This window comes from Algibacter ulvanivorans (assembly GCF_048381495.1).
Lineage (GTDB): Bacteria > Bacteroidota > Bacteroidia > Flavobacteriales > Flavobacteriaceae > Algibacter_B > Algibacter_B ulvanivorans.
The window spans coordinates 170,558-195,980 of sequence record NZ_JBLWGD010000005.1 but is presented as its reverse complement, the minus strand read 5'-3'; the positions used below and the strand labels follow the sequence as shown (position 1 = coordinate 195,980).

19 protein-coding genes are annotated in these 25,423 nt (G+C 31.9%); 9 read left to right on the top strand and 10 right to left on the bottom strand.

Going from position 1 to position 25,423, the window contains the following annotated elements; genetic code table 11:
• Positions 1–794 precede the first annotated feature (794 nt).
• The 6 genes from ACNG5D_RS13015 (at position 795) to ACNG5D_RS12990 (ending at position 13,966) form a co-directional block, all read left to right on the top strand.
• Positions 795–3,953, top strand: a complete 3,159-nt coding sequence (locus ACNG5D_RS13015; protein WP_418183959.1) for a SusC/RagA family TonB-linked outer membrane protein — start codon at positions 795–797, stop codon at positions 3,951–3,953.
• A 10-nt stretch (positions 3,954–3,963) separates the two neighbouring features.
• On the top strand, positions 3,964–5,643 hold the full coding sequence (locus ACNG5D_RS13010) for a RagB/SusD family nutrient uptake outer membrane protein (protein WP_418183958.1): 1,680 nt from the start codon (positions 3,964–3,966) through the stop codon (positions 5,641–5,643).
• A 160-nt stretch (positions 5,644–5,803) separates the two neighbouring features.
• A complete protein-coding gene (locus ACNG5D_RS13005) occupies positions 5,804–7,117 on the top strand; it encodes a sugar MFS transporter (RefSeq protein ID WP_418183957.1) in 1,314 nt (437 codons plus the stop codon).
• On the top strand, positions 7,110–9,452 hold the full coding sequence (locus tag ACNG5D_RS13000) for a GH92 family glycosyl hydrolase (RefSeq protein ID WP_418183956.1): 2,343 nt from the start codon (positions 7,110–7,112) through the stop codon (positions 9,450–9,452). The genes ACNG5D_RS13005 and ACNG5D_RS13000 overlap by 8 nt, the downstream gene beginning before the upstream one ends.
• Before the next feature lie 29 nt (positions 9,453–9,481).
• Complete coding sequence (locus tag ACNG5D_RS12995; RefSeq protein ID WP_418183955.1) at positions 9,482–12,427, top strand: GH92 family glycosyl hydrolase; 2,946 nt, start codon at positions 9,482–9,484, stop codon at positions 12,425–12,427.
• Positions 12,428–12,430: 3 nt separating this feature from the next.
• Entirely contained in the window at positions 12,431–13,966 is a 1,536-nt protein-coding gene (locus ACNG5D_RS12990; protein WP_418183954.1) for a basic secretory protein-like protein, read from the top strand.
• Positions 13,967–13,974: 8 nt separating this feature from the next.
• On the opposite strand, the gene ACNG5D_RS12985 is transcribed toward ACNG5D_RS12990, so the two are convergent.
• From ACNG5D_RS12985 to ACNG5D_RS12975, 3 genes are all read right to left on the bottom strand, one after another.
• Positions 13,975–15,861: a helix-turn-helix domain-containing protein gene (locus ACNG5D_RS12985; RefSeq protein WP_418183953.1), complete on the bottom strand. Its 1,887-nt coding sequence runs from the start codon at positions 15,859–15,861 to the stop codon at positions 13,975–13,977.
• Between the two features lie 108 nt (positions 15,862–15,969).
• Positions 15,970–17,154, bottom strand: a complete 1,185-nt coding sequence (gene kbl / locus ACNG5D_RS12980) for a glycine C-acetyltransferase (protein WP_418183952.1) — start codon at positions 17,152–17,154, stop codon at positions 15,970–15,972.
• A gap of 4 nt (positions 17,155–17,158) precedes the next feature.
• The gene (locus ACNG5D_RS12975) at positions 17,159–18,121 is read right to left on the bottom strand and encodes an NAD-dependent epimerase/dehydratase family protein (RefSeq protein WP_418183951.1); all 963 of its coding nucleotides are present in this window, start codon (positions 18,119–18,121) and stop codon (positions 17,159–17,161) included.
• Positions 18,122–18,291: 170 nt separating this feature from the next.
• Here ACNG5D_RS12975 and ACNG5D_RS12970 point away from each other — a divergent pair, with 170 nt between their 5' ends.
• Entirely contained in the window at positions 18,292–18,753 is a 462-nt protein-coding gene (locus ACNG5D_RS12970) for an Lrp/AsnC family transcriptional regulator (protein ID WP_418183950.1), read from the top strand.
• A 149-nt stretch (positions 18,754–18,902) separates the two neighbouring features.
• Here the strand turns inward: ACNG5D_RS12970 and ACNG5D_RS12965 are convergent, their stop codons facing one another.
• The 7 genes from ACNG5D_RS12965 to ACNG5D_RS12935 all read right to left on the bottom strand — a co-directional run bounded on the left by ACNG5D_RS12965 (position 18,903) and on the right by ACNG5D_RS12935 (position 23,109).
• Positions 18,903–19,505 (bottom strand): nucleotidyltransferase family protein, encoded by a 603-nt coding sequence (locus ACNG5D_RS12965; RefSeq protein WP_418183949.1) that lies wholly within the window; start codon positions 19,503–19,505, stop codon positions 18,903–18,905.
• Position 19,506: 1 nt separating this feature from the next.
• On the bottom strand, positions 19,507–20,532 hold the full coding sequence (locus ACNG5D_RS12960; protein ID WP_418183948.1) for an XdhC family protein: 1,026 nt from the start codon (positions 20,530–20,532) through the stop codon (positions 19,507–19,509).
• Between the two features lie 110 nt (positions 20,533–20,642).
• The gene (locus ACNG5D_RS12955) at positions 20,643–20,912 is read right to left on the bottom strand and encodes a hypothetical protein (protein ID WP_418183947.1); all 270 of its coding nucleotides are present in this window, start codon (positions 20,910–20,912) and stop codon (positions 20,643–20,645) included.
• A gap of 200 nt (positions 20,913–21,112) precedes the next feature.
• The gene (locus ACNG5D_RS12950; RefSeq protein ID WP_418183946.1) at positions 21,113–21,514 is read right to left on the bottom strand and encodes a rhodanese-like domain-containing protein; all 402 of its coding nucleotides are present in this window, start codon (positions 21,512–21,514) and stop codon (positions 21,113–21,115) included.
• Between the two features lie 2 nt (positions 21,515–21,516).
• Positions 21,517–21,834, bottom strand: a complete 318-nt coding sequence (locus ACNG5D_RS12945) for a rhodanese-like domain-containing protein (RefSeq protein WP_418183945.1) — start codon at positions 21,832–21,834, stop codon at positions 21,517–21,519.
• A gap of 105 nt (positions 21,835–21,939) precedes the next feature.
• Positions 21,940–22,557, bottom strand: coding sequence for a thioredoxin family protein (locus ACNG5D_RS12940; RefSeq protein ID WP_418183944.1), 618 nt, complete (start codon positions 22,555–22,557; stop codon positions 21,940–21,942).
• 6 nt (positions 22,558–22,563) lie between these two features.
• A complete protein-coding gene (locus tag ACNG5D_RS12935) occupies positions 22,564–23,109 on the bottom strand; it encodes a TlpA disulfide reductase family protein (protein ID WP_418183943.1) in 546 nt (181 codons plus the stop codon).
• A 298-nt stretch (positions 23,110–23,407) separates the two neighbouring features.
• Here ACNG5D_RS12935 and ACNG5D_RS12930 point away from each other — a divergent pair, with 298 nt between their 5' ends.
• Both ACNG5D_RS12930 and ACNG5D_RS12925 read left to right on the top strand, forming a co-directional pair.
• Entirely contained in the window at positions 23,408–24,814 is a 1,407-nt protein-coding gene (locus ACNG5D_RS12930) for an anthranilate synthase component I family protein (RefSeq protein ID WP_418183942.1), read from the top strand.
• Position 24,815: 1 nt separating this feature from the next.
• The gene (locus tag ACNG5D_RS12925; RefSeq protein WP_418183941.1) at positions 24,816–25,382 is read left to right on the top strand and encodes an anthranilate synthase component II; all 567 of its coding nucleotides are present in this window, start codon (positions 24,816–24,818) and stop codon (positions 25,380–25,382) included.
• The last annotated feature ends 41 nt before the right edge of the window (positions 25,383–25,423 follow it).

The window sequence follows — 25,423 nt, the reverse complement described above, 5'->3', positions numbered from 1 at the left end:
GCTTTTACACGTGTCATTTTCGTGTCAATAAAAATTAAAAACACATAATTACCATTATGTAACATCTTGATAATAAAATGTTTGCATATTTTAGTTTCGCAGTAAAGAGTTCGATTCTCTCCGACTCCACTAAAACCCTTGTAAAATATTATAAGGGTTTTTTTATTACTTTTTTATATTCTTATCTGCTATAAATAATAACGCAATTACTGCATATTAATACCTCATTTAATAATAAAAATGAGCCTTATTTTTTGTTTAAAACATTAAAAAACGAGTAAAATTTTAAATCTACACACCACTACTAATTTTACTAAAAACATAACGTTTATAAGCCTTGAAAACAGAAAGCACTCTAAAATTCATGAATTTTAGAGTGCTTTTCTCTTAAAAACCTAAAACTTTAAAAATCTATAAATACATTGTTCTCACCAAAACTAAGTATTCGCATATTTTACAACATGCACTTTCAAGTTTTTTAACCCAAACTTAAAAACGAAAAAACAACAACTAACTAAACTAAAATATATTATATGAAGAAAAACTAACTCTTAAAAAAAACCCAGAAGATGCGCCAACAACTTCTAGGTTAATATGAAATATTGCACGAAACAATATCTATTAAGTAAAAACAAATTTATACTTCTTTTTTTATTAATAAAAGTATTGAAACTCATTAATTTAAAATTAGCATAGTTTTTTTCTTGTTTAGTGTAATATCTTCATAATCAACTCAAACAAAAAAGGTGCCTCGCACTAATTATTCATTAAAAATTAACTAACTATTTTAAATTATGAAAGACTTTTTTATAAAAAAATATTTACTAATAGCAGTACTTTTTGTCTCAAACTTGGTTCTTGCTCAAACAACACCTGTTTCTGGAACAGTTACAGACGAGGGTGGCGTGCCACTACCTGGTGTAAATATAATTGTTGAAGGAACAACAAACGGAGCACAAACAGATTTTGATGGAAACTACTCCTTGCAAGCTTCGGCTGGGCAAATACTTGTTTTCTCTTACATTGGAATGGAAACTGTTAAAATAACAGTAGCTAACTCTACCACTATTAATGTTAGTATGAAAGAAAACACTAGCCAATTAAACGAGGTTGTTGTAACTGGATACTCTAAACAATCTACTAGAAATGTAACAGGTTCTGTAACTGTAGTAAAATCTGAAGATTTAGAGTCTACATCACCTGTTAATGTAGAGCAATCTTTACAAGGTTTAGCATCTGGAGTACAAGTTGGCTCTGAAGGTGGTCCTGGTGGAAGCGCATTAGTAAGAATTAGAGGGTTTGGTACTATTAACAATAACGACCCTTTATATATTATTGATGGTACACCTACAACCTCTGGAATAAACCAACTAAACCCTGCCGATATAGAATCTGTACAAGTTTTAAAGGACGCATCTTCTTCTGCCATTTATGGATTTAGAGCTGCCAATGGTGTAATAATAATAACTACAAAAGGCGGTAAATATAATAGCAAATCTAAAATAACCTTTAGTTCTACTGTAGGTGTAGACTATATAGCTAAATCAGATTTTCCTAAAGCTATAACGCCACAAGAATCGGCCGAAGTAATTTGGACACGCTTTTTAAACGATGGCACAACACCTTCGCACCCTCAATACGGTAATGGAGCAACCCCTGTTTTACCAAACTATCTTACTCCTGCAGGAGCTGAAACTGTTGATGAGTCTACATATCACCCACTTACCAATAAAATTACAAGAGCTAACAAAGCAGGAACCAATTGGTTTGATGAGTACTTTAACTCGGCTTTAGTACAAAACCACAATTTAGGAATGTCTGGCGGTACAGAAACTGCTAGGTTTAATGTTGGGTTAGGTGTTTTACAACAAGATGGTGTAGCATTAGAGTCTTACTTTAACAGATATACTTTAAGAGTTAACTCTGAATTTAAAGCATCAGACCGTGTTAGGTTTGGAGAATCTTTTAATATTGCATACTCCGATAAAGTTGGTATTGGTGGCAACCAAAACTCTGATGGTGATATCGATTTTATATACAGAGCCGACCCAATATTACCTGTTTACGATATTGCTGGAAATTATGCCGGAACTCAAAGCCCTGGTTTAGGAAACGGATTTAACTCGGTTGCCGCTGCCAAAAGAAATAAAAATAATGTTGCAAGAAGGTTGCGTGCTTTAGGTAATGTTTACATGGAAGTTGATGTAATTAAAGACCTAACATTTAAAACCAACCTAGGCTTAGATTACGAAGCTTACCATGGTTCGTTTTTCACACAGCTAAACCCAGAAGTTGCAGAACCTACATCTGTAAATGGTTTAAGCGAAAATACCTCTTATGATATTTCTACAACTTGGTTTAACACATTAAACTACTCCACAACCATTAACAACCACGGTATAGACGTACTTGTTGGAACTGAGTTCTTTAAAAGTAAATTTAAAGCCTTTGGTGGTCGACGCACAGACTTCTTTACCAACGCTCTAGACTACAGGTATTTAGATGCTGGTACAGGAACAAGCACAAATTATGGTTTTGGAGGAAAAAGAGCTTATTTCTCTGCCTTTGGTAAGCTAGATTATAATTATAATGACAAATATTTACTTTCATTCTCTATGCGTAGAGATGCGACCTCTAGATTTACAGAAAAAAACAGAGTAGGTTATTTCCCGTCTTATAGTGCAGCTTGGAGATTATCTAATGAGAACTTTATGCAAGACGTATCTTTTATAAACGATTTAAAAATTAAAATTGGTTATGGAGAGCTAGGAAACGAAAGTATTCCTCAAGGTAGAGTATTTAACCTATACGGAAACGATGTTAATACTTCTAATTACTCGGTATCTGGCAGCAATTCATCAGCAGCCGCAGGATATAATTTAACTTCAATTGGTAACCAAAATTTAAAATGGGAAACTACAACAACCAAAAACATTGGGATTGATGGTTCTCTTTTAGATAACAAAGTAAACTTTAGCTTCGAATACTATAAATCTGAAACCGTAGACATGCTTTTAAGAAGCGCTGGAGATATTACTATTAATGGTCATGTTACCGCTCCATACGATAATCTTGGTAGTTTAGAAAATAAAGGTTTCGATTTTTCTATTGGTTACAATGGCTCTATAGGTAATGATATTAAGTTTAGTGCCAACGCTAACATATCTTCTTATAAAAATAAAATATTATCATTAACAGATAACCCAGACTATTTTTTAAATGGTAATGCCGCTAGAGAAACATTCCCGTCTAGAACACAAGCAGGGCATCCTTTAGCCTCTTTTCATGGATTTATTATTGATGGTATTAACCAAAATCAAGAAGACTTAGACGCTACAGGAGACTATTTAGGTAAAGAGATTGGAACCTTTAAATATAGAGATGTTGTTCCAGATGGTGTTATTGATGATAATGACAGAACATTTATTGGTAACCCACACCCAGACTTCACCTATGGTTTAAACTTAAATTTAGAGTATAAAAACTTCGACTTTGCTGTATTATTTCAAGGTAGTGAAGGTAACGATATTTACAACTTTACTAAGTTCTTTACAGACTTTAATAGCTTTCCAGGTGCTAAAAGTTACAGATATTTAAATTCTTGGAGTCCTACAAACACAGGATCTTCTTTACCAAAATTAACAAATAACCCTGCACAACATTACTCTAGTGCTAGTACGTATTATATTGAGGACGGTTCTTACCTAAGATTAAAAAATATTCAAATAGGATATAATTTCTCTAATAATCTTACAGACAAATTAGGCTTAGATTCATTAAGGTTATTTATTCAAGCTAAAAACTTAATTACTTGGACAAAATACTCTGGTTTAGACCCAGAAATTAACCTTCAAAGTTATGGCGGCGATAGTGTAAATTTAGATTTAGGCATAGACAGAGGTGCATACCCTGTAGCAAAATCTCTTTTATTAGGACTTAAATTAACATTATAAAACTTAAAACATGAAAAAAACAATATTAGTATCACTAGTTGCAAGCTTTATAATTGCATCATGTGAAAAAGAATTAGACATCAACCCTCAAGGAACTCTTACCGAAGGGGTTATAGAAATAAATGAAACATGGGTAAACCAACAACTAGTTAGTGCTTATGCAATGCTTGACGGAAACCCAGGTTATTTTTGGGCACCTGCATCAAACTGGGCTCTTGGCGATGTAGCATCAGACGATTTTCATAAAGGATCAAGTATTGACGACCAACCACCACTAAACGATGTAGAACGTTATGCACCAAATACAACTAATATTTATTTAGTACGAAAATGGCAAGCTCTTTATGAAGGTGTACAAAGAACCAACCAAACCCTTAACTCTATAGAATTAGCCATTGAAAAAGGAACAGACCCAAGCAAACTACTTACCTTAGGAGCTGAAGCTCGTTTTTTAAGAGCACACTACCATATGGATGCTAAAAAAATATGGAACAATATTCCATATATATTAGAAACAACAACAGAAGCCGTATCTAACGAAATTGATGCGTGGCCAAGTATTGAAGAAGATTTAACATATGCTATTAACAACCTTCCAGATACACAGGCAGATGCTGGCAGACCAACCAGTTGGGTAGCCAAAGCATATTTGGCTAAAGCGCACATGTTCCAGAATGATTTTACAGCTGCAAAACCTGTTTTAAATGATATTATTGGAAGCGGTCCTTTTATGCTAGTTGATAATTACCATGACAACTTCAACGGAGAAAAAAACAACAATTCTGAATCTGTATTTGCAGTTCAAAACTCTGTAAATGATGGTGGAGAAGGTTATGTAAACGGAAATAGAGGAAACAGACTTAACCACCCTTACGGTTCTGATGCACCTGGTGGCGGATGCTGTGGTTTCTTTCAACCTAGTCAAAACTTAGTTAATGCATTTAAAACTGATGCTAACGGTTTACCTTTATTAGATACTTTTAACGATGTAGATGTGCTTAGCGACCAAGGTATAGCTTCTAGCGATCCTTTTACACCATACGCAGGAAATCTAGACCCAAGATTAGACTGGACAGTAGGAAGACGAGGCATAGAGTATTTAGGCTGGGGCGAAATGCCAGGTATGAGATGGACCAGAGACCAAGCCAATGGCGGGCCATACGTAGGTAAAAAGCACGAAATTTTAAAATCTCAAGAAGGTACAATATCTGCCGCAGGCTTACCACAATATAACGCCATAAACACACCTTTAATTAGATATTCTGATGTGCTTTTATGGAGAGCAGAAATTCATGCAGAAGAAGGCGAACTAGAATTAGCAAAAAACATTGTAAACCAAATAAGACGACGTGCTGCTAACCCTGATGGTTTTGTAAAAAACCCTGATGGAACAAATGCCGCTAATTATGTAATTGGAGAGTATGTTACATTCCCAGATATAGATTATGCAATTAAAGCCGTTCGTTTTGAACGTCGATTAGAGTTAGCTTCAGAAGGACATAGATTTTTCGATTTAGTACGCTGGGGTATTGCTAGTCAAGTATTAAATAAATATGTTGACGAAGAACAATCAAAACGTGTATACCTTAACGGAGCCGATTTTGTAGCTGGTAAAAACGAATACTACCCTATTCCGTTAGATGCTATTAATACTTCTAGAGATGTATTAAAACAAAATCCAGGATATTAATTTTTTTTTTGAGTTAGTTTATTGTTTAGTTTAGTCGGAAGGCAATATCTTCTTTTTAGATATTGCCTTTCTTTTAAAACCTATAACCATTTAAAATTATATAAATTACTTCTAATTGTTTAAATAAACTATAATTTTATAAAAACCATAAACATCTATAATGAATCAGCAAAAATCGTATCGTTCGTCCTTCATTTTATTAACTACCTTATTTTTTCTTTGGGGTTTTATAACAGTTTTAGTAGACTCTTTAATACCCCGTTTAAGAGAATTGTTTACACTCTCATACTTTCAAGCTGGTATGGTACAATTTGCATTTTTCGGAGCTTACTTTATACTCTCCATTCCTGCAAGTTTTATCCTATCTAAAATTGGATATAAAAAAGGCATTATTTTAGGTTTAGTTACTATGGCTTTAGGTTGTTTATTATTTTACCCAGCTGCTTCCTATCGCGTTTTTGGTATTTTTATGTTGGCCTATTTTATTCTTGCTGCAGGCATGACAGTTTTACAAGTTGCAGCAAACCCTTATGTAGCCGTTTTAGGTTCAGAGCAAGGAGCATCAAGTCGCTTAAATTTATCGCAAGCCTTTAACTCGTTAGGTACTGCAATTGCGCCTGCTATTGGAGCCTTGTTTATTTTAAGCGATAAAATAAAAACAAAAGAGCAGATTTCGGCACTTACTAATACTGCTAGAGAGAGTTATTTAGCTAATGAAGCTTCAGCAGTCCAAAAACCTTTTTTAGGCTTAGCTATATTTATAATAGCCATTGCAGGAATATTTCTTTTTGCCAAACTCCCAAAATTGATAAGCGAAAAGTCTACTGGAACTTACGCCCAAGTATTTAAACAAAAAAACCTAATGCTTGGTGTAATTGGTATTTTATTTTATGTTGGCGCAGAAGTAGCCATTGGAAGCTATTTAGTTAACTATTTTTTAGATATGAACCTAGTTAACGGTATAAAACAAAATGGTTTCATGACAGCTATAGCAGAAACCATGTTAAATTCTGGTTTAGCAGATAACGACAATAAAGCTATTGTAGGTGTTTTTGTTACCTTTTTTTGGTCTGGCGCTATGATTGGTCGCTTTATTGGTTCTTATCTAACCAAAATAATAAAACCTGGAAAAGTATTAGGTATTTTTTCATGCATAGCCATAACCTTAATACTTATATCAATAAGCACAACTGGCTTAATAAGTATGTGGAGTATTCTAGCAGTTGGCCTATTCAATTCAATCATGTTCCCTACCATTTTCACACTAGCTATTAATGGAATTGGAGAACTTAAACCAAAAGCCTCTGGCTTATTATGCACAGCTATAGTTGGCGGAGCCATAATCCCGCCTCTTTATGGCTATTTTACCGATATTATTGGCTTTAAAGCCGCTTTTATATTTGTTATTGTTTGCTACACATACATTTTATGGTATGGGTACAAAAATTCTAAAAAATCTATTTCTCATGTATAAAAACCTTGTATTATTACTATTTATAGGATGCCTTTTAAGTTGCAACAACAAAACCGCTACTACCAAAAAAAACGAAATAACATCAAACGTTACAAAAACCGATTACACGCAGTTTGTAAACCCTTTTATTGGAACAAGCAAAATGGGCCACGTTTTTCCTGGTGCAACAGCCCCATTTGGTATGGTACAATTAAGCCCACAAACCAATTTTGAAGTCATGTTTAACGACAAAGGTTTATATAATGCAGAAACCTACGAATATTGCGCAGGCTACCAACACAAAGACTCGACCATAATAGGTTTTGCTCACACCAACTTTAGTGGTACAGGCCATGCCGATTTAGGCGATTTTTTAGTTATGCCAACTACCGGAAAACTTATATTAGATCCGCTTAAAACAGAAACAGGAAACAAAGGCTTTTACTCAACATTTTCACATAATAAAGAAGAAGCTTCACCTGGTTATTACAAAGTTAATTTAGACAGTTACAATATTAAAGCAGAACTTACAGCTAGCAACCGTGTTGGTTTTCATCAATACACTTTTCCAAAATCTAATAATGCACATATTATTCTAGACATGGTTTACAATGTTTACCACCACGATAATAAAAACGTCTGGACATTTATTCGTGTTGAGAATGATACTTTAGTAACAGGATATAGACAAACTAAAGGTTGGGCAAAAACTAAAAAAGTATTTTTTGCCATGCAGTTTTCTAAACCATTTAAAAGCTATGGCCATAAAAAATACGACAAAGTAATATACGATGGGTTTTACAAACGCTTTAAACAAGACGAAAATTTTCCAGAAATGGCAGGAAAAAACATTAGAGCTTATTTTAATTTTGATACTCATGATAACGAAAAAATCAATATAAAATTCGCTTTATCATCTGTAAGTACAAACGGAGCTTTAAAAAATTTAGAAGCAGAAATTCCGCATTGGGATTTTAATAAAACCAGAAAAGAAACCAAAACTAAATGGAATAAAGAATTATCTAAAATTGAAGTAACCACGCTAACAGCAGGCGATAAAACAAACTTTTATACCGCCATGTATCATGCTAATCTTTCTCCTATTTTATACGAAGATGTAGATGGAAAATACCGTGGTTTAGACCAAAACATAAACACCTCTAAAGGATTTACAAACTACACTATTTTTTCGCTTTGGGATACCTACCGCGCCTTACACCCCTTATTTAATATAACGCAACCCCAACGTAATAATGATATGATTAAATCTATGCTTGCACATCATGATGAAAGCGTACATAATATGCTTCCCATTTGGAGTCATTATGCAAACGAAAATTGGTGTATGATTGGGTATCATGCTACATCGGTAATTGCCGATGCTATAGCAAAAAATGTTGGCGATTTTAATTATAATCACGCCTTACAAGCCTCTGTAAATACCGCAAATGTTCGCTATTTTGATGGCATAGGCGACTATATTGATTATAAATACGTACCCGACGATAAAAGCCACTCATCGGTTTCTAAAACTTTAGAATACGCTTATAACGATTGGTGCATTGCACAAATAGCTAACAAAACAAATAATACAAATGTTGAAAATGAATTTTTAAAACGCTCTGAATATTACAACAACGTTTACGATCCTACAATTGGATTTATGCGACCAAAATTATCGGACGGAACGTTTAGAAAAAACTTCGACCCTATGGATACTCACGGACAAGGTTTTATTGAAGGAAATGCTTGGAATTACGGTTTATATGTCCCACAAAACATTGATAAAATGATTGGTATGATGGGTGGCAAAGAGCGTTTTTCGCAACAATTAGATTCTCTTTTTACTATGGAAATTGAAGATAAGTACATTGAAAATCATGAAGACATAACACGCGATGGTATTATAGGAAACTATGTGCATGGTAATGAACCTGGGCACCACATTCCTTATTTATACAATTGGACAGGGCACCCAGAAAAAACGCAAGCTCGGGTTCGAATGATTTTAAATACAATGTACGCCCCAACAGTTGAAGGCCTATGCGGAAATGATGATGCAGGGCAAATGAGTGCTTGGTACATTTTTAGTAGCTTAGGGTTTTATCCTGTAACCCCTGGCTCTCCAGATTACGCTATAGGAAGCCCATTGGTTAAAGAAGCTACTATTCATCTAGACAACGAAAAAACATTAACCATTACCACAAAAAACCAAAGTAAAGAGAATGTTTACATTCAAAAAATTGAATTTAATGGAGAAGAAATTTCAACTCCAGTATTAAATCACAACACAATAGTAAAAGGCGGAACTCTTACTTTTTATCTGGGAGACAAACCATCTACATGGGGTAAATAAAACATGAGCTTTTAAAAACAACTTTTTAAATGAAAAAAATAATATTAGGCCTTTTGGCTATAGTAATAGCATCTTGTACAAAAGAAGAAGTAAAAACACCTGCAGACTATGTTGATGTTTTTATAGGCACAAAATCGCCGGGACACACCTACCCTGGGCCAACTCTACCCTTTGGTATGGTACAATTAGGTCCAGATACCAGAAACGACCATACCAGTTGGCCAGCTTGCGCAGGCTATGATTATACAGACACCTCTATTTTTGGCTTTACACATACCCATTTATCTGGTACTGGTGTGCCAGACTTAGGAGATATTTTATTAATGCCAACAACTGGTAAAATTCAAACAACGGCCGGCAATGCCGAAAATACAGAAACAGGATACCGCTCAAAATTTAACCATAAAAACGAAACTGCTACACCAGGATATTATAGTGTTTTATTAGACGATTACAATGTAAAAGCAGAACTAACAACTACTTTACGAACTGGCTTACATCGTTATACATTTCCAAAAGCTAATGCAACCCATATCATTTTAGATTTAGAGCACAGAGATCCCGTAGTTGAAGCCGAATTTAATATTATTAGTGACACCGAAATTTCAGGATATCGAAGATCTAAAGCTTGGGCAGGAAATCAACGCCAGTACTTTGTGGCTAAATTTTCTAAACCATTTATGTCTTATGAAGTTCTTCATGGAAACACAACATCCTCTGAAGGAAAAACATTTAACAATAAAAAAATAATTGCGGCATTAAATTTTGATACTTCAAATAGCGAAGTATTGGTACAAGTAGCATTATCGGCAGTAAGTATTGAAGGAGCAAAAAAGAATTTAGAAGCTGAATTTGCTAATTGGGATTTTGATAAAGTGAAAAATGATGCTAAGGATATATGGAATAAATCTTTAAGTAAAATTGTAATAACAGACTCCAATGAAGATAAAAAAGAAATATTCTACACATCGTTATATCACAGTCTTTTAACTCCTAATTTATATAGCGACGTTAACGGAAAGTACAGAGGCATGGATGATGAAATTCATACAGCAGATGGCTTTAATAACTACACCGTGTTTTCGCTTTGGGATACCTTTAGAGGGTTACACCCACTATTAACCATTGTAGAACCAGACATTACAAGAGATATTGTAGTAACGCTTCAAAAAAAATACGAACAATTTGGAGAATTACCAATGTGGGAATTGGCTGCTAACGATACAAGATGCATGATAGGATACCACGCCGTTTCTGTTATGGCCGATGCCTATGTAAAAGGCATAACTAATGTTAATGCTAATAAAGTTTTAGAAGCCATGGTGACAAGTGCAAACGTAGAAAAAAGAGGTATAAACTATTATACCCAACTTGGTTTTGTACCCACAAATAAAAGTAGCCAATCGGTTTCTAAAACTTTAGAATATGCTTATGATGATTGGTGTATTGCACAAATGGCAAAGGCTATTGGCAATAATGAAGTTTATAATGAATTCTCTAAACGCGCACGCTTTTTTGAAAATCTTTTTGATAAAGAAACCAATTTTATGCGACCAAGGTATTCTGATAGAAAATGGTATGAAAATTTCGATCCTACTTCTGTAGGACAAACCTATAATTTTAATTTTACCGAAGGCAACTCCTATCAATACAGCTTATTTGTTCCTCATGATATTGCCACAATGGTAAAATTAGTTGGCGGCGAAAACCAATTCGATTTGTGGTTAGATAATTTGTTTAATGCAAAAGCTGTTGAAGAGGAAGAAGATTCTGATGTTTCTGGACTAATTGGGCAATACGCACATGGTAACGAACCAAGTCACCACATTGCTTACCTATACAATTATATAGGAAAACCATGGAAAACACAGGAAAAGGTACACGAAATATTAAACAAGTTATATTCCTCTGAAGCAGATGGTCTTTGCGGTAATGATGATGCCGGACAAATGTCTGCCTGGTATGTATTAAGCAGTTTAGGCTTTTATTCTGTTACACCTGGAAGCCCTTACTATGTTATTAGTAGCCCTACATTTAACGAGGCAACAATTAATTTAGATAATGGTAACAAATTTACTATTAAAGCAAAAAATGCTTCAAAAGAAAACATTTACTTTTCATCTTTAACGTTAAACGGAAAGCCTTATCCTAACTCTTATTTAAAACATGAAGATATTTTAAAAGGTGGCGAGTTGGTTTTTGAAATGACCAACAAACCTAATAAAACTTGGGGTGTAAATAAAGTTAACTGGCCTCTTTCTGATACTAAAGAAACTGTAAAAATACCATACTTAAAATCCGATCATAACGTATTTTTAAACAACATGGTTGTAAATCTAGACTGCGACACCAAAAATGCAGAGATATATTATACAACCGATGGATCCGAGCCATCAAAAAGCAGTAAAAAATTTAGCCAACCATTTAATATTAAGAAAACTGTTTTATTAAAAGCTAAAGCATTTACAAACGGCTTAGAACCAAGTTATACAGCCTCTATTTCGTTACAAAAACAAGAACCTATTAACAATATTAATAGTAGCATGCTTAGTAATGGCTTAACATATTCTTATTACGAAGGTATTTTTCGTTCGGTTTACGATTTTTCAAGAGAGCAACCCATTAAAACAGGTAGCACAAGTAACATTAATATAACAAATAGATTAAGAGAAGAATGGATTGGTTTTGATTTTGAAGGCTATATTAACATACCTAAATCTGGAACCTATAACTTCGAATTGTCTGCTAACGATGGCGCTCAACTTATAATAGACGGAAAAGAATTATTTGAAAGCGATGGTAGAAAATCTTTTAGCTTCACTCAAAAAAACGACATCATTCTATCAAAAGGATTACATAAGTTTCAGGTAAAATATTTTCAATGCTCAGATAATATAGAATTATTAGCATATTGGAAAGGACCAGATTTTAATAGACAAGAAATTCCTGCTTCGGTTTTCTTCAGAAAAAAATAAAACATGAAAAAAAACATATTAATTATTGCCTCGTTATCTGCCCTTTTTATGGCATGTAATAAAAGCGTAAATAACAATAACTCTTTTAAACAAGGCTACAAAAATATTGTAAGCGCACAAACATTATTTAAAAGTTCGCAGCCTAGTTTTAGCAAATCTGAAGATTTAGACAAAGTTTTTGATACTAATGTAAACACAAAATATTTAGTAGCACACCCTACAAATACTGTTACTATTGAAAACAAAACCCTATCTACAATTAAAAAATACACCATAACATCTGCAAATGATGCCCCAGGAAGAGACCCTAAAAACTGGGTTTTTAGCGGCTCTGCAGATGGGGTAACTTGGCATGTATTAGACACCAAAAACAACGAAAAATTTAATAAAAGAGGTGCAACAAATACTTATTTATTAAACAATAATACAGCAAACTATAGGTTTTACAAATTTGATTTCGAACATGCGCACACCTCTGTTTATGGAGATAATTATTTACAAATAGCAGAAATTGAACTCATAGCTTTTACCAACTTACCTGTTTCAGAATTTACGGTAAATACCAATCGAGGAAAAATTAACGATACCATTTATTTCAAAGACAATTCTGCTAATGCTCCCGAATCTTGGTATTGGGTTTTCGAAAATGGTACGCCTAATACAAGTACTTTGCAAAACCCTAGTGTTGTTTATAACACTCCAGGAAATCATCATGTTAAATTAATTACTAAAAACAAATATGGTACAGACACATTATTGGTAAAACGAAAAATAAAAGTATATAACCCAAACCAACCTTGGCAAGGGTTTTATTACCCCGAAATTACTTTAACACATACCGATACCACTTCTCAAGGCTATAAAAGAGCACAGGCTATAATACCAGATATAAAAAAAGCTATAAACGAAGTTACTTTAGGGGTATGCAAACAACTGTATAAAAATATTTCGGAAGTTCCAGATTTTGAAAAGGTAAATTTCACATATAATTGGAGTAATGTTTTAGCGGCAAGAGGCGGTAATGCCTCTGCTATGGAACTCTGGTTTAGTACAAAATATATAGAAAACGCTTTAAAAAACGAGCCCGATACTGCTGTTAAATATGAAATCTATGGGGTTTTATGGCATGAACTAACGCATGGTTACCAATTTTCGCCATCAACAGAAAACAACCAATATAAACCTGGATTCGATTATTTTGCTTTTTTAGAAGGCGAAGCCGATTTAGTTAGAATTAATGCTGGGTATCACAAAACTAGACACCCAGATTTAGGCTTTGATAATTATAAATACCTATCGGGTTACACAACATCTGGCTTTTTCTTGAAATGGATTGCAGATACTTATGATAACGATTTTATTTACAAATTTAATGCTTCGGTAAAAACCATTAAACCATGGAGCTATAAAGCCGCTATAAAAGATATTATAAATAAAGATGTAGACTCGCTATGGAAAACCTATAAAATTCATGTAAATAATTACAATAAAACTAATAAGCCTGTTAAAAAGAAAAGAATAGACTGGACAAGTATGTAATTACATAATTATGCCAACTCCATATTTGCCTCTTGAGTTAATTCTTTAATAAAATACGAAGGTAATATACCCTGTCTTTTTTTAAAAGCAGCATTAAACGTATTTAAGTTATTAAAACCAACCGAAACAGCTATGTAGCTTAATTTACTTTCTCTAAAATCTTTTTCTTTAAGAAGTTTAGCTAATAAATAATTAATTCTAAGCTCGTTAATGTAATTACTAAAATTCGATTTTTTTTCTTGATTAATAACTTGCGACAAATATTTAGGGTTTGTTTTTAACTGCTGTGCCGTTTGCCTTAACGTGCAATTCTGGTTAATAAAAAATAAATCTTGTTCTAGCTTATTAAGTTTATTTAGGATAATGGTTTTCACATTTTCGTCAATAGTATTATTTGTATTAGATTTTCTTAAAATTTCATCTTCTTGATTACTATCTATAACATTTACCTCTTTACGTTCTAAACGCTCTAACTCTGATATTTTATTTCGCATATCTAGCTGAATTTTTGCTAATTCAACTGTTCGTTTATATAATAACTTATTTTTATTCTTAACTTTTAAATATGAAAATGTAGCTATTAACCCTAAAATAAGAATACCAATAAGTATGGCTATTATAGTATGTATTTTAGCGCGTTGCGCTTCGTTTTCTAGTGCTAGAATTTCTTGTTTTTGAGTAATTTCTTTTATTTTTCTTTTCGCTTCTAGAATTACAATTTTTTGTTCTTTCTCGTTTGAAAAAAGCGAATCTTTAATTGAGTTATGTAGTGCTTTATATTCAAAAGCTTTTGAAGTTTCTTTTTTTGCTTCATACAAATCTCCTAATATTTTACTTGTAGATTGTACAACATCAAAAGCATTTATGGCTTCAGCCGCATATAAACTTTTTTCATAAAATGATATTGCGTTATTAGTATCATTCGTTTTTAAATATAATTCGGCTTGTAAAATTTGTGCTCTGGGAATTCTAAACCTAAAGTCGTTTTTGTAATTTAATGTTAACGCTTTTTTTATATAATTTTGAGCATCGTCTAACTGGTTGTTTGAGGTATAGATATTAGCCATATTCATATATACAATACTTTGTATATAATCGCCAGGTGGCTTCATTTTATTTTCTAACTTTAAATAGAAATTGTATACCTGTAAAGCGCCATTTGTGTCTCCTAAATTTGCTAAAATTCGCGCTATTTCATCAACTTTAAAATATAAATACTGAACCTCTTTGTTTTTAAGTGTATAATCAAGCCCCTTTAAACAATGGTTTAATGCTTTTTCGTAATTTTCGGTTCTTATATAATAATGCAGTAAAGCGCCATGGGCTTTCATTAAAATATAATTGTTTTTAGCTTTTTCGCCTAAGTCTAATAGTTTTAAAGCAACATCTAGAGCTACATCATACTCGCCTCGCTCTGTATGTATAAGCGATTTTAAACATTTAATATCCGAATATATGTTAGGGTAATGTGTATCATTGGTTTGCGTATCGATAGAGTTTAATAAGTACGTAGACTCATCAAAATCTCCACTAACAAATAGCAAATAAGCTTTATTATAATTAGCCTGTAAATTTCCTTCCTTGTAAGCTATAGCTTTAGATAAATCTATAGCTTCATTGTTAAATTTACAGGCTTTACTTGCGTTTTTATATTTATAAAACGTATATAAATTAAGTAGATTTTTAGCTTTTTCTTCGCCTGTTAATGTCTTATATTCTTTTAATAAAGTGGTTTCTGATAATGTTTTCGTGTTTACACTTTCAGAATTATCGATTAACTTTTCAATTTGCTTAAAGTAATTTTGAATTGAATCTTTTCTAGTTGTTTGAGCATAAAGCAAAACACCTCCTTGAAAGTAAATAAATATTAAAAGTATTTTAAAAAACCTATTCATCTCAAATTAGTAATTCAATTATTAAAACTAATAAACTTACATAAAGTTACTCAATATACAATTTCATCTTAGTACAACAAGAAACAAAAGCTAAACATACTACAATTTTTAAATTACTTCTAGTTGTTTACCAACCTTTGTAAAAGCAGCAATAGCTTTATTTATATGTGATTTATCATGAGCGGCAGATAACTGCACTCTAATTCTTGCTTTACCTTTTGGTACTACAGGGTAGAAAAAACCAATAACGTAAATACCTTCGTCTAATAATAATTTTGCAAATTCTTGAGCTACTTTAGCATCGTAAAGCATTATTGGTACTATAGGGTGTGTGCCCTTTACAATATCGAAACCAGCAGCAGTCATTTCTGAACGAAAGTACGTTGTATTATCCTCTAACTTATCTCTTAATTCTGTTGATTTTGTAATTACGTCTAACACTTTTAGCGTAGCTCCAACTATAGCTGGGGCAAGGGTATTAGAAAACAAATAAGGTCTTGAATTTTGTCTTAAAATATCTACAATTTCTTTTCTGGCTGCTGTAAAACCACCAGAAGCACCTCCTAGAGCTTTACCATAGGTTCCTGTAATTATATCTACACGATCTATTACATTATGGTATTCGTGTACACCTCTTCCAGTAGCTCCCATAAAACCTGTAGAGTGGCATTCGTCAATCATAACTAATGCATCATACTTATCGGCCAAATCGCAAATTTTATCTAACTGCGCAATGGTACCATCCATAGAAAAAGAACCATCGGTTACTATTAATCTACGTCTAGATGAGCTTGCTTGTTTTAATTGCTCCTCTAGATCTTCCATATTATTATGGGTATACCTAAACCTTTTTGCTTTACATAAACGTATACCATCAATTATAGATGCATGGTTTAAAGCATCGGAAATAACAGCATCTTCTGCCGTAAGCAAAGGTTCAAATAAACCTCCGTTAGCATCAAAAGCAGCAGCATATAAAATACAATCTTCCATGCCTAAAAACTTGGCTGTTTTTTGCTCTAGTTCTTTATGAATATCTTGGGTTCCGCAAATAAACCTAACCGATGATAATCCAAAACCATGAGTTTTAATAGCATCTATTCCGGCATTAATAACCTGTGGGCTTGCTGCTAAGCCTAAATAATTATTGGCACAAAAATTTAGCACCTCATCTTGAGATGTTGTATTTATTGCTGCTCCTTGTTTAGATGTTATTATGCGTTCGTTTTTGTATAGTCCGTTTGATTTAATTGTGTCAATTTCATTTATTAAATCGTTTTTTATACTGTACATATTTTTATAGAATTACTGTGTTATTTGAATATTTAAGTTCTAGATTTTTTAGCATGATTTCTGTCATCATTTTTAAATTGAATTCTGGTTTCCAATGCCAATCATTCTGTGCATGCGAATCGTCAATACTTTTAGGCCAAGAATTAGCTATATTTTGTCTAAAATCTGGTTGATATTTAATTTTAAAATTAGGGTAAGTTTCCTTAATTAATTCTGCCAACTGTTCTGGATTAAAACTCATACTAGCTAAGTTATATGAAGTCCTAATAGTAATGTTTTCTTTAGGCGCATCCATTAAATCTATAGTTGCTTTAATAGCATCTTCAATATAAATCATTGGTAGAGTTGTTGATGCCTCTAAAAAGCAGGTAAAAGTTTCGTTATTTACTGCTTTATGAAAAATATCTATAGCATAATCTGTAGTGCCTCCACCTGGTAAAGATTGATATCCTATAACTCCGGGATATCTTAATGAACGAACATCTAATCCATATTTATTAAAATAATAATTTGCCCAATTTTCACCAGCTGCCTTACTCATACCATATACTGTGCTAGGCGTTAAATTTGGCGATTGTGGTGTATTTATAGTTTCTATATTATTACCAAATACCGCAATAGAGCTTGGATAAAATACTTTTTTTACTTGATTAAGTCTAGACACTTCTAGTACATTAAAAAAGGTTGTCATATTTAAATCCCATGTTCTTAAAGGCTCGCTCTCTCCTTTTGCAGATAAAATAGCTGCTAAATGATATATTTGAGTGACTTGATACTTTAAAACAATATTTTTTATAGCATTGAAGTCTGTTACATCAAGAATTTCAAACACACCTTTAAATTCGGTATTAGGCCTTAAATCTGTAGCAATTACATTAGAAACACCATGTTTTTTTTGTAGCATCTCTGTTAAAACAACCCCTAATTGGCCGCTTGCTCCTGTTATTAATATTATTTCTTGATTCATTTTTATATAATTTTAACTAAAACAAAATTATATATTTTGAAGTATTCAAAGTTAAATAACCTTATATTAATAAAAAAATAAGTAATTTTAACTTTTTGTTTATGGTTTTAAAGAAATATAAACTTAAACACTAATTATTTTATACCTATAAAAGTAATTTTATCTTCATAATGGAAAGAATAGACCAAACAGACCTAAGTATTTTAAGAATTTTACAAAAGGACTCTAAAAAAACAACAAAAGAAGTTGCAGAGTTATTAAACTTAACAGCTTCGCCTGTATACGAACGTATTAGAAGGTTAGAAAAACGAGGCTATATAAAAAAGTATGTTGCATTATTAAACAAAAAACATCTAAGCTTACCAATTACAGCCATTTGCATGGTATCGTTACGCTACCATAATGAAGGGTTTATTGATACTTTTGACAAACAAATTAATGCATTAAAAGAAGTACAGGAATGCTATCACATGGCTGGTAAAGTTGATTTTTTTTTAAAAATTAATCTTGGAAGCCTTGATGAATATCACGAATTTGTTCGATCAAAACTATCGAAAATTGAAAACATTGGTGTACTTGAAAGTTATTTTGTTTTAAAGGAAATTAAATCTACTACAGAGTTTTATATATAAATAAAAAAATTAAACTTCAACAGATAGTAAACTAAATTATTAATATAGGCTTAAACAAACCTTATATTTTTTAAATATTTGATTAATTTATTTCGTTAAGCAAGTATCTTGAACCAATAACTAAGGCTAAGCAATACGTTTTTCTAACTTCATTTAATATTTAAAGACTTAATTAAGTTCTGGTAGTCTTCTTGGGTATCTATATCTACAAGTTTATTAGCCTTTGGTATAAACCTAATTATATTGTTCGCATTTGAGTTTAAAAACGATTTAGCACCTTTATCTCCTTTTAAATTTAATAGTTCTTTATAATAAACAGACGGAAATATGGCTGGAACACCGTTTAAATTTTTATAAGCAGAAACTACAACTTTACTTTTATGTGTATTAAATAACTGAATAAGATTATTTATATAATTAGTATCTACATTAGGCTGATCTGCTAACATTATTAAAACACCATTGGGCAATGGTGTTAAGCTTTGTAAATACTGCATTGAAGATACAATACTTGAACTTAAGCCTTTTTCCCAATTTGGATTTAGAATAAAACCTACTGAGCAACTTATAATACGCTTTTGTATAGTTTTAGCATGAGCCCCTAAAACGCAATACACTTTATTTGCTTTAGAGTTAACAGCTTGATTTATTGCGTTTTGCAAAAGACTTATGTCTTTATAAGGCAATAGTTGTTTTATACTTCCCATTCTAGAAGCACTACCTGCTGCTAATATAACTATTGCTATATTCATTTTATGATTGTAAATGAATTTTTCCTGTTATATACTTTAAATTATCAGGTTTTTTTTCTCTTGTTATTGCCAGTATTTCTGATACAATTGAAACTGCTATTTCTTCAGGTGTTATAGCGCCTATATTTAATCCTGCTGGACTGTAAATACTATTAAAAAAAGATTCGTCAACGTCTGATAAATAGTCTAATAAATCGTTTTGAAGTTTATCGCGTCTTTTAGCAGATCCTAATATTCCAATATAAGCTAAAGCATAAGTTTTTAATTTTAGCAAACAGCTTAAATCTTGCGCATAATTATGTGTCATTAAAACAACAGCAGAGTGCGCATCTAAAATATTGTAATTAAAATTTTCTGGAGTGCTAGATATTACTGTTTTGGCACCAGGAAAATCCTTAAGGGTTTTGGGGTTATTAACAGAAGTTACAACATCTATTTCCCAGCCTAAAATTGCTGCAGATGCGCATAACTTTACAGCGTCATGCTCGCCACCAACTATAAGCAATTTAAAGCATGGTTTAAGAGTTTGCTTAAATGCTTTTAATGTTTGGTTTTTGGTATTTAATTTTTCTTTTGAAAACGTATAACTTCTATTTGTATTAAAAGCTATCTCAGAATAAAAATGTCCTTCAATATTATCTTCTTTTAAGTAATAGGATGTTATAATAATAGGAACCCGCTCTTCTAACTTTGCAAAAAATATTTTTTTAAAATCGTTGCTAACTATAAAGGGCTCTATTAGTATATAAAGTACGCCTTCGCACCCCAAACGGTATCTACCATCGTAGGTCATAATTTTAGCAGCACCTGTTTTAAATACAGATTGTGCTTGCCTTAAAACTTCTTTTTCTACACAACCGCCACTAATAGCACCAACCATTTTACCTTTACTTGAAATTAACATTCTAACTCCAGGGTGTCTATAGGACGAACCATCTAAATCAACTACTGTTACTAAAACATTTTTAATACCTAAAGATTGATTTAGGACTGCTTCTTGTACAATTAATTTAAGTTCATGAGTCATTCAACTAATATACTGCTTAAAACAGTAATTTTAAAAAGTTTAACTTTTTTACATAAAAAAAGCTTCTACAAAATAAATTATAGAAGCTCTTTATATTATTTGTTGCAAACTTAACTTACACGTTGCTTTTCTTTCATCTTTTTTAACAACATTAGTTCATGTTGTATTTCTTCTTTTCTTTCATTAAATTTTCTTACTCGCTCATCAATTAATTCTTGATTTCTAATTCGAGCTTGTCTCCTTAATTCGGCTTTTTCTAATTCTTTTTGCTGATTCTTTTTTTGGCTCATTTTCTCTCTAGCAACAGAAAGATACGAAAACCCATACATGCTCAAAAATAGAAGAGCAATAATTCCTAATATGACGAAACCATTATCCATATTATAAATAATTTTAAATGCTATTAATTAATTTACTAAAAGAGAGAGCCTTAAATTAATAATTTTGTATTAAAAAGGCAAACTTTTATACAAAAAAAATAAAATTTAAAGACTACAAAAAATAAAAAAGGTAAAGTGCTTAAAAAGTGGTTGAATTGGGTTTACAAGCTTCAATTACAAGGTTTATGCTATATAAACAACTAGTGTTTTACAACTTTAAAACCTTTTTTAATCCAATTACTTATACCGCCCTCCAACTCGTATATTTTTTTAAAACCTAAGGCTTTAAATGTAGAAACGCTTTTAGTGCTTCTATTACCGGAATGGCAATATATATAAACGGGCTTATTTACATTTAATAAACGAAGACTGTCTTTAAAATGCTGCGAAAAATAATCGAAATTTTTTGCTGCATTTATATGATTATCTTTAAACTCCTTTGCTGTTCTTACATCTATTAATTGCTCGTAATTTTTAGCAATGTATGTTCTAAAAGTTTCTGGCTTTAATTTTATAAATTGTGTAGATAAACTAGACTGGCAGCTACACATTAAAGTAAATAAAAACAAACCATAGAAAAAGTAAATGGCTTTATTTACCATAATTATTCTGCATCAACAACATCTCCAGTCCATTCTAACATACCGCCTTCAAGGTTATATGCGTTTTCAAAACCAAGTTGTTCCATTATTTGGCAAGCTTGCCCGCTTCTGTTTCCAGAACGACAATACACGTAATAATTTTTACTTTTATCTAGATCTTCTATTTCATTTATAAACTCTTGACCTTTATAAATATCTATATGTATGGCATTTTTTATAATCCCTTCTGCTACTTCGGCATCTGTTCTTACATCTAGTACTACTGCTTTATCGTCATTAGCTAGTTGCTCTACCCATTCTTCTTGTGTTAAATCTTCCATATTTAATTTTAATATTGGTATGCTACAAAATTAATATAACTAATTTTATAGACGAAAAAAAATCCGAAGTATTACACGCCGGATTAATATTATTTATATTCGCTATTATACTTTAATAGAACAGCCAATAGCCTTGGTTTCTTGTTGCTCTACTGCTTTACCGTTTAGTAATGCATTAACGGCATTTTCAACAAACTTAACTTTTACAGCCGATGCATTTTTATGGTTATCGTCTATGGCACCAATATATTTAACAACATTACCTTTTTTGGTTTTTTGTAAAACATATACATGTGGTGTTTTGGTGGCTCCAAATTTTGGGTATACATTTTGTTTTTCATCTATTAAATAAGGAAAAGTAAACCCTTTTTCTTGAGCTCTTTTTTTCATTTCTGGTAAAGCATCGCCTGGTTTAACTTTGGTATTATTTGGCATTATTGCTATAACGGGGTAACCTTTAGATGCATATTTTTCGTTTAAGGCCTGTATTCTATCTTCATACATCACGGCAAAAGGGCATGTATTACATGTAAAGGTTACTATAAATCCTTTAGCTTTATCATAGTCTGCAAGAGAAACCATGTTTCCGTCTATATTTTTTAACGAAAAATCTTCAGCTACGTCACCTATTTTATAGCCATTATACGTAGCATTATTTATAGTAAAAGCGCTTACTAAAAGTAAAAGTATGGCTACGGGTACTAATTTTACTAACTTTTTCATATGTGTTTAATTTATAAATTGTTTAACTTCTTTTTCTAATGCTTCGTAATTAAACGATTGCTCGTAAAACTGTTTTTTATCATTTTTATAGATTACGGTAGCTGGAATTGATCCTGACCAATTTTCATCAACTTTTGGTATCCAAGCATTCATATTAGCATCATCTAACACAATAACTTTTGATGCTAAGTTGTTTTCTTTAATAAAAGGCTTCAGCTTTTTATCATACAAATGCGGAAAATCTAAACTTACCAATACAACTTCTACATTTTTATTTTTATATTCTGCATTTAATTTTTCAAAATAAGGCAATTCCTTAACACAAGGCGCACACCATGTTGCCCAAAAGTTAATAACATAAATTTTATCATCTCGTTTTTTTAAAAATTTTTCAAAACCAGCATAATCATAAATTTCTAACTCAATATTATTAGTTATGGTATTATTAACTATAACCTCTTGAGTGTTTTCTTTAATAACCTTGGCTGTTTTGTTATTTTCTTTACAACTTACCATTAAAAAAATGGCAACAATTAGTACATTTAACTTCATAAGCATAAAATTAATTAATACTTCTTTGCATTTCTTATAGTTTAACAAACTTTTATGTAAAAAAGCACATTAAAGTTTTGTGTATAACTTTTTTCATTTCTATATTTGAACCAGTAAAAAACTAAAAATGAACTCAATTTTAAATAATACTTGGTGGTGGTGCTTTCGAAACTAATTTTCGTGAAGTAAACCCTAGTATATTTATAACTTAAAATATTCAAAAGGCTTGTCATTCACGACAAGCCTTTTTTTATTAAAACATTTCATTTTCATAAAAATGGAAATACAAAAACACAAAATGAAAAAATTTAGTCTTTATACACATCACAAACGCATATTAACAGACACCATTACTCCTGTTACTGTATATTATAAAATTCGAGATAAATACCCAAACAGTATTTTATTAGAAAGTGGCGATTACCATAGAAGCCATAAAAATTTCTCTTACATCTGTTTTAATCCTATTGCCACAATAAAGGTTGAAAATGAAGTCATTTCGCAAACCTTTCCAGATGGCAGTACAACAACTTTAAACATAACAAACAATGTAAATGTAGCTGATGAGATTCATAAATTCACAAAGCGATTTGATGTTAATTCTGAAGAAAAATTCAAATTTATTAACAACGGAATTTTTGGCTACACCGCTTATGATGCCGTACGTTATTTTGAAGATGTACAAATTAGTAAAAAAGACAATTCTGTAGTTATTCCAGATGTGTATTATGCAGTTTACCAAAATATAATTGCTATAAACCATTATAAAAATGAAGCTTACATTTTTGCACATTGTTTTAATAACACCCCAAACAATATTGATGAAATAGATAAACTAATTAATATTCAAAATTTTGCATCTTATAGTTTTGATGTTAAAAACGATATAAAATCGAATTTAACTGACGATGAATTTAGAAATCAAGTTGAAATTGCAAGACAGCACTGTAATCGTGGCGATGTTTTTCAATTGGTGCTTTCTAGACGCTTTTCTCAAGAGTTTACTGGCGACGATTTTAATGTTTATCGTGCTTTAAGAAGTATAAACCCTTCGCCTTATCTGTTTTATTTTGATTATGGCGATTTTAAAATTTTTGGAAGCTCGCCAGAAGCTCAACTTATTGTAGATAATGGTTTAGCAGAAATACATCCTATTGCAGGAACTTTTAAACGTACTGGCGATGAACATAAAGACGATATTTTAGCTGAAGAATTAAAAAACGACGATAAAGAAAATGCCGAACATGTTATGCTTGTAGATTTAGCAAGAAACGATTTAAGCAGACACGGAAGCCATGTAAAAGTAGTTACTTATCGCGAAGTACAATTCTTCTCGCATGTTATACACCTAGTAAGTAAAGTTACTGGGCAAAAACACAAAGAAACCTCAACAATGCAAGTAGTTGCCGATACCTTTCCTGCAGGAACTTTAAGCGGTGCTCCAAAACACAGAGCCATGCAACTTATTGAAGATTACGAAAAAACTAGCCGTGGTTACTACGGTGGCGCTATTGGTTTTATGGATTTTGATGGTAATTTTAATCATGCCATAATGATACGTACATTTTTAAGTAAAGATTACAAATTAAACTGGCAAGCTGGCGCAGGACTAGTATCAAAATCTAACCAAGAAAACGAACTACAAGAAGTTTATAATAAATTAGGAGCATTAACTAAAGCTATAAAAATAGCAGAAGACATTTAAAATGAAAAAAGTATTAGTTATAGATAATTACGACAGTTTTACATACAATCTAGTTCATTATTTAGAAGACTTAAATTGTAATGTAACAGTTGTACGAAACGATAAATTAACTTTAGAAGATGTAGAACCTTACAACAAAATTTTGTTGTCGCCAGGGCCAGGAATTCCAGACGAAGCAGGCTTACTAAAGGCTATAATTGAAAAATATGCCCCTACAAAAAGTATTTTAGGGGTGTGCTTAGGGCAACAAGCCATTGGCGAAGTTTTTGGAGGCACACTTATAAATTTAAACCATGTTTACCATGGTGTTGCAACTCCTGTTACTTTAAGCGTTGATGACGAATATATTTTTAAAAATTTAGATAAAAACATTGAGGTTGGTCGTTATCATTCTTGGGTTGTAAGTCCAGAACTACCAGATAGTTTAGAAGCTACATCTTTTGATGCTAACGGGCAAGTTATGTCGTTAAGACATAAAGAATACGATGTTAGAGGTGTGCAATACCATCCAGAATCTGTATTAACACCAAACGGAAAAAAAATATTAGAAAATTGGGTAAACAACTAGCCATTTGCTTTTTACATACAACTATTTAGATAAAAGCAAAC

Bases quoted from the DNA above. Each gene is read 5' to 3' on its own strand.
- ACNG5D_RS13015 (WP_418183959.1), top strand. From the start codon at position 795: ATGAAAGACTTTTTTATAAAAAAATATTTACTAATAGCAGTACTTTTT.
- ACNG5D_RS12960 (WP_418183948.1), bottom strand. From the start codon at position 20,532: ATGACTCATGAACTTAAATTAATTGTACAAGAAGCAGTCCTAAATCAA.
- ACNG5D_RS12945 (WP_418183945.1), bottom strand. From the start codon at position 21,834: ATGGAAGATTTAACACAAGAAGAATGGGTAGAGCAACTAGCTAATGAC.
- ACNG5D_RS12975 (WP_418183951.1), bottom strand. From the start codon at position 18,121: ATGAATCAAGAAATAATATTAATAACAGGAGCAAGCGGCCAATTAGGG.
- ACNG5D_RS13010 (WP_418183958.1), top strand. From the start codon at position 3,964: ATGAAAAAAACAATATTAGTATCACTAGTTGCAAGCTTTATAATTGCA.
- ACNG5D_RS13005 (WP_418183957.1), top strand. From the start codon at position 5,804: ATGAATCAGCAAAAATCGTATCGTTCGTCCTTCATTTTATTAACTACC.
- ACNG5D_RS12990 (WP_418183954.1), top strand. From the start codon at position 12,431: ATGAAAAAAAACATATTAATTATTGCCTCGTTATCTGCCCTTTTTATG.
- ACNG5D_RS12955 (WP_418183947.1), bottom strand. From the start codon at position 20,912: ATGGATAATGGTTTCGTCATATTAGGAATTATTGCTCTTCTATTTTTG.
- ACNG5D_RS12965 (WP_418183949.1), bottom strand. From the start codon at position 19,505: ATGAATATAGCAATAGTTATATTAGCAGCAGGTAGTGCTTCTAGAATG.
- ACNG5D_RS12940 (WP_418183944.1), bottom strand. From the start codon at position 22,557: ATGAAAAAGTTAGTAAAATTAGTACCCGTAGCCATACTTTTACTTTTA.
- ACNG5D_RS12970 (WP_418183950.1), top strand. From the start codon at position 18,292: ATGGAAAGAATAGACCAAACAGACCTAAGTATTTTAAGAATTTTACAA.
- ACNG5D_RS12930 (WP_418183942.1), top strand. From the start codon at position 23,408: ATGAAAAAATTTAGTCTTTATACACATCACAAACGCATATTAACAGAC.
- ACNG5D_RS13000 (WP_418183956.1), top strand. From the start codon at position 7,110: ATGTATAAAAACCTTGTATTATTACTATTTATAGGATGCCTTTTAAGT.
- ACNG5D_RS12925 (WP_418183941.1), top strand. From the start codon at position 24,816: ATGAAAAAAGTATTAGTTATAGATAATTACGACAGTTTTACATACAAT.
- kbl (WP_418183952.1), bottom strand. From the start codon at position 17,154: ATGTACAGTATAAAAAACGATTTAATAAATGAAATTGACACAATTAAA.
- ACNG5D_RS12950 (WP_418183946.1), bottom strand. From the start codon at position 21,514: ATGGTAAATAAAGCCATTTACTTTTTCTATGGTTTGTTTTTATTTACT.
- ACNG5D_RS12935 (WP_418183943.1), bottom strand. From the start codon at position 23,109: ATGAAGTTAAATGTACTAATTGTTGCCATTTTTTTAATGGTAAGTTGT.
- ACNG5D_RS12995 (WP_418183955.1), top strand. From the start codon at position 9,482: ATGAAAAAAATAATATTAGGCCTTTTGGCTATAGTAATAGCATCTTGT.
- ACNG5D_RS12985 (WP_418183953.1), bottom strand. From the start codon at position 15,861: ATGAATAGGTTTTTTAAAATACTTTTAATATTTATTTACTTTCAAGGA.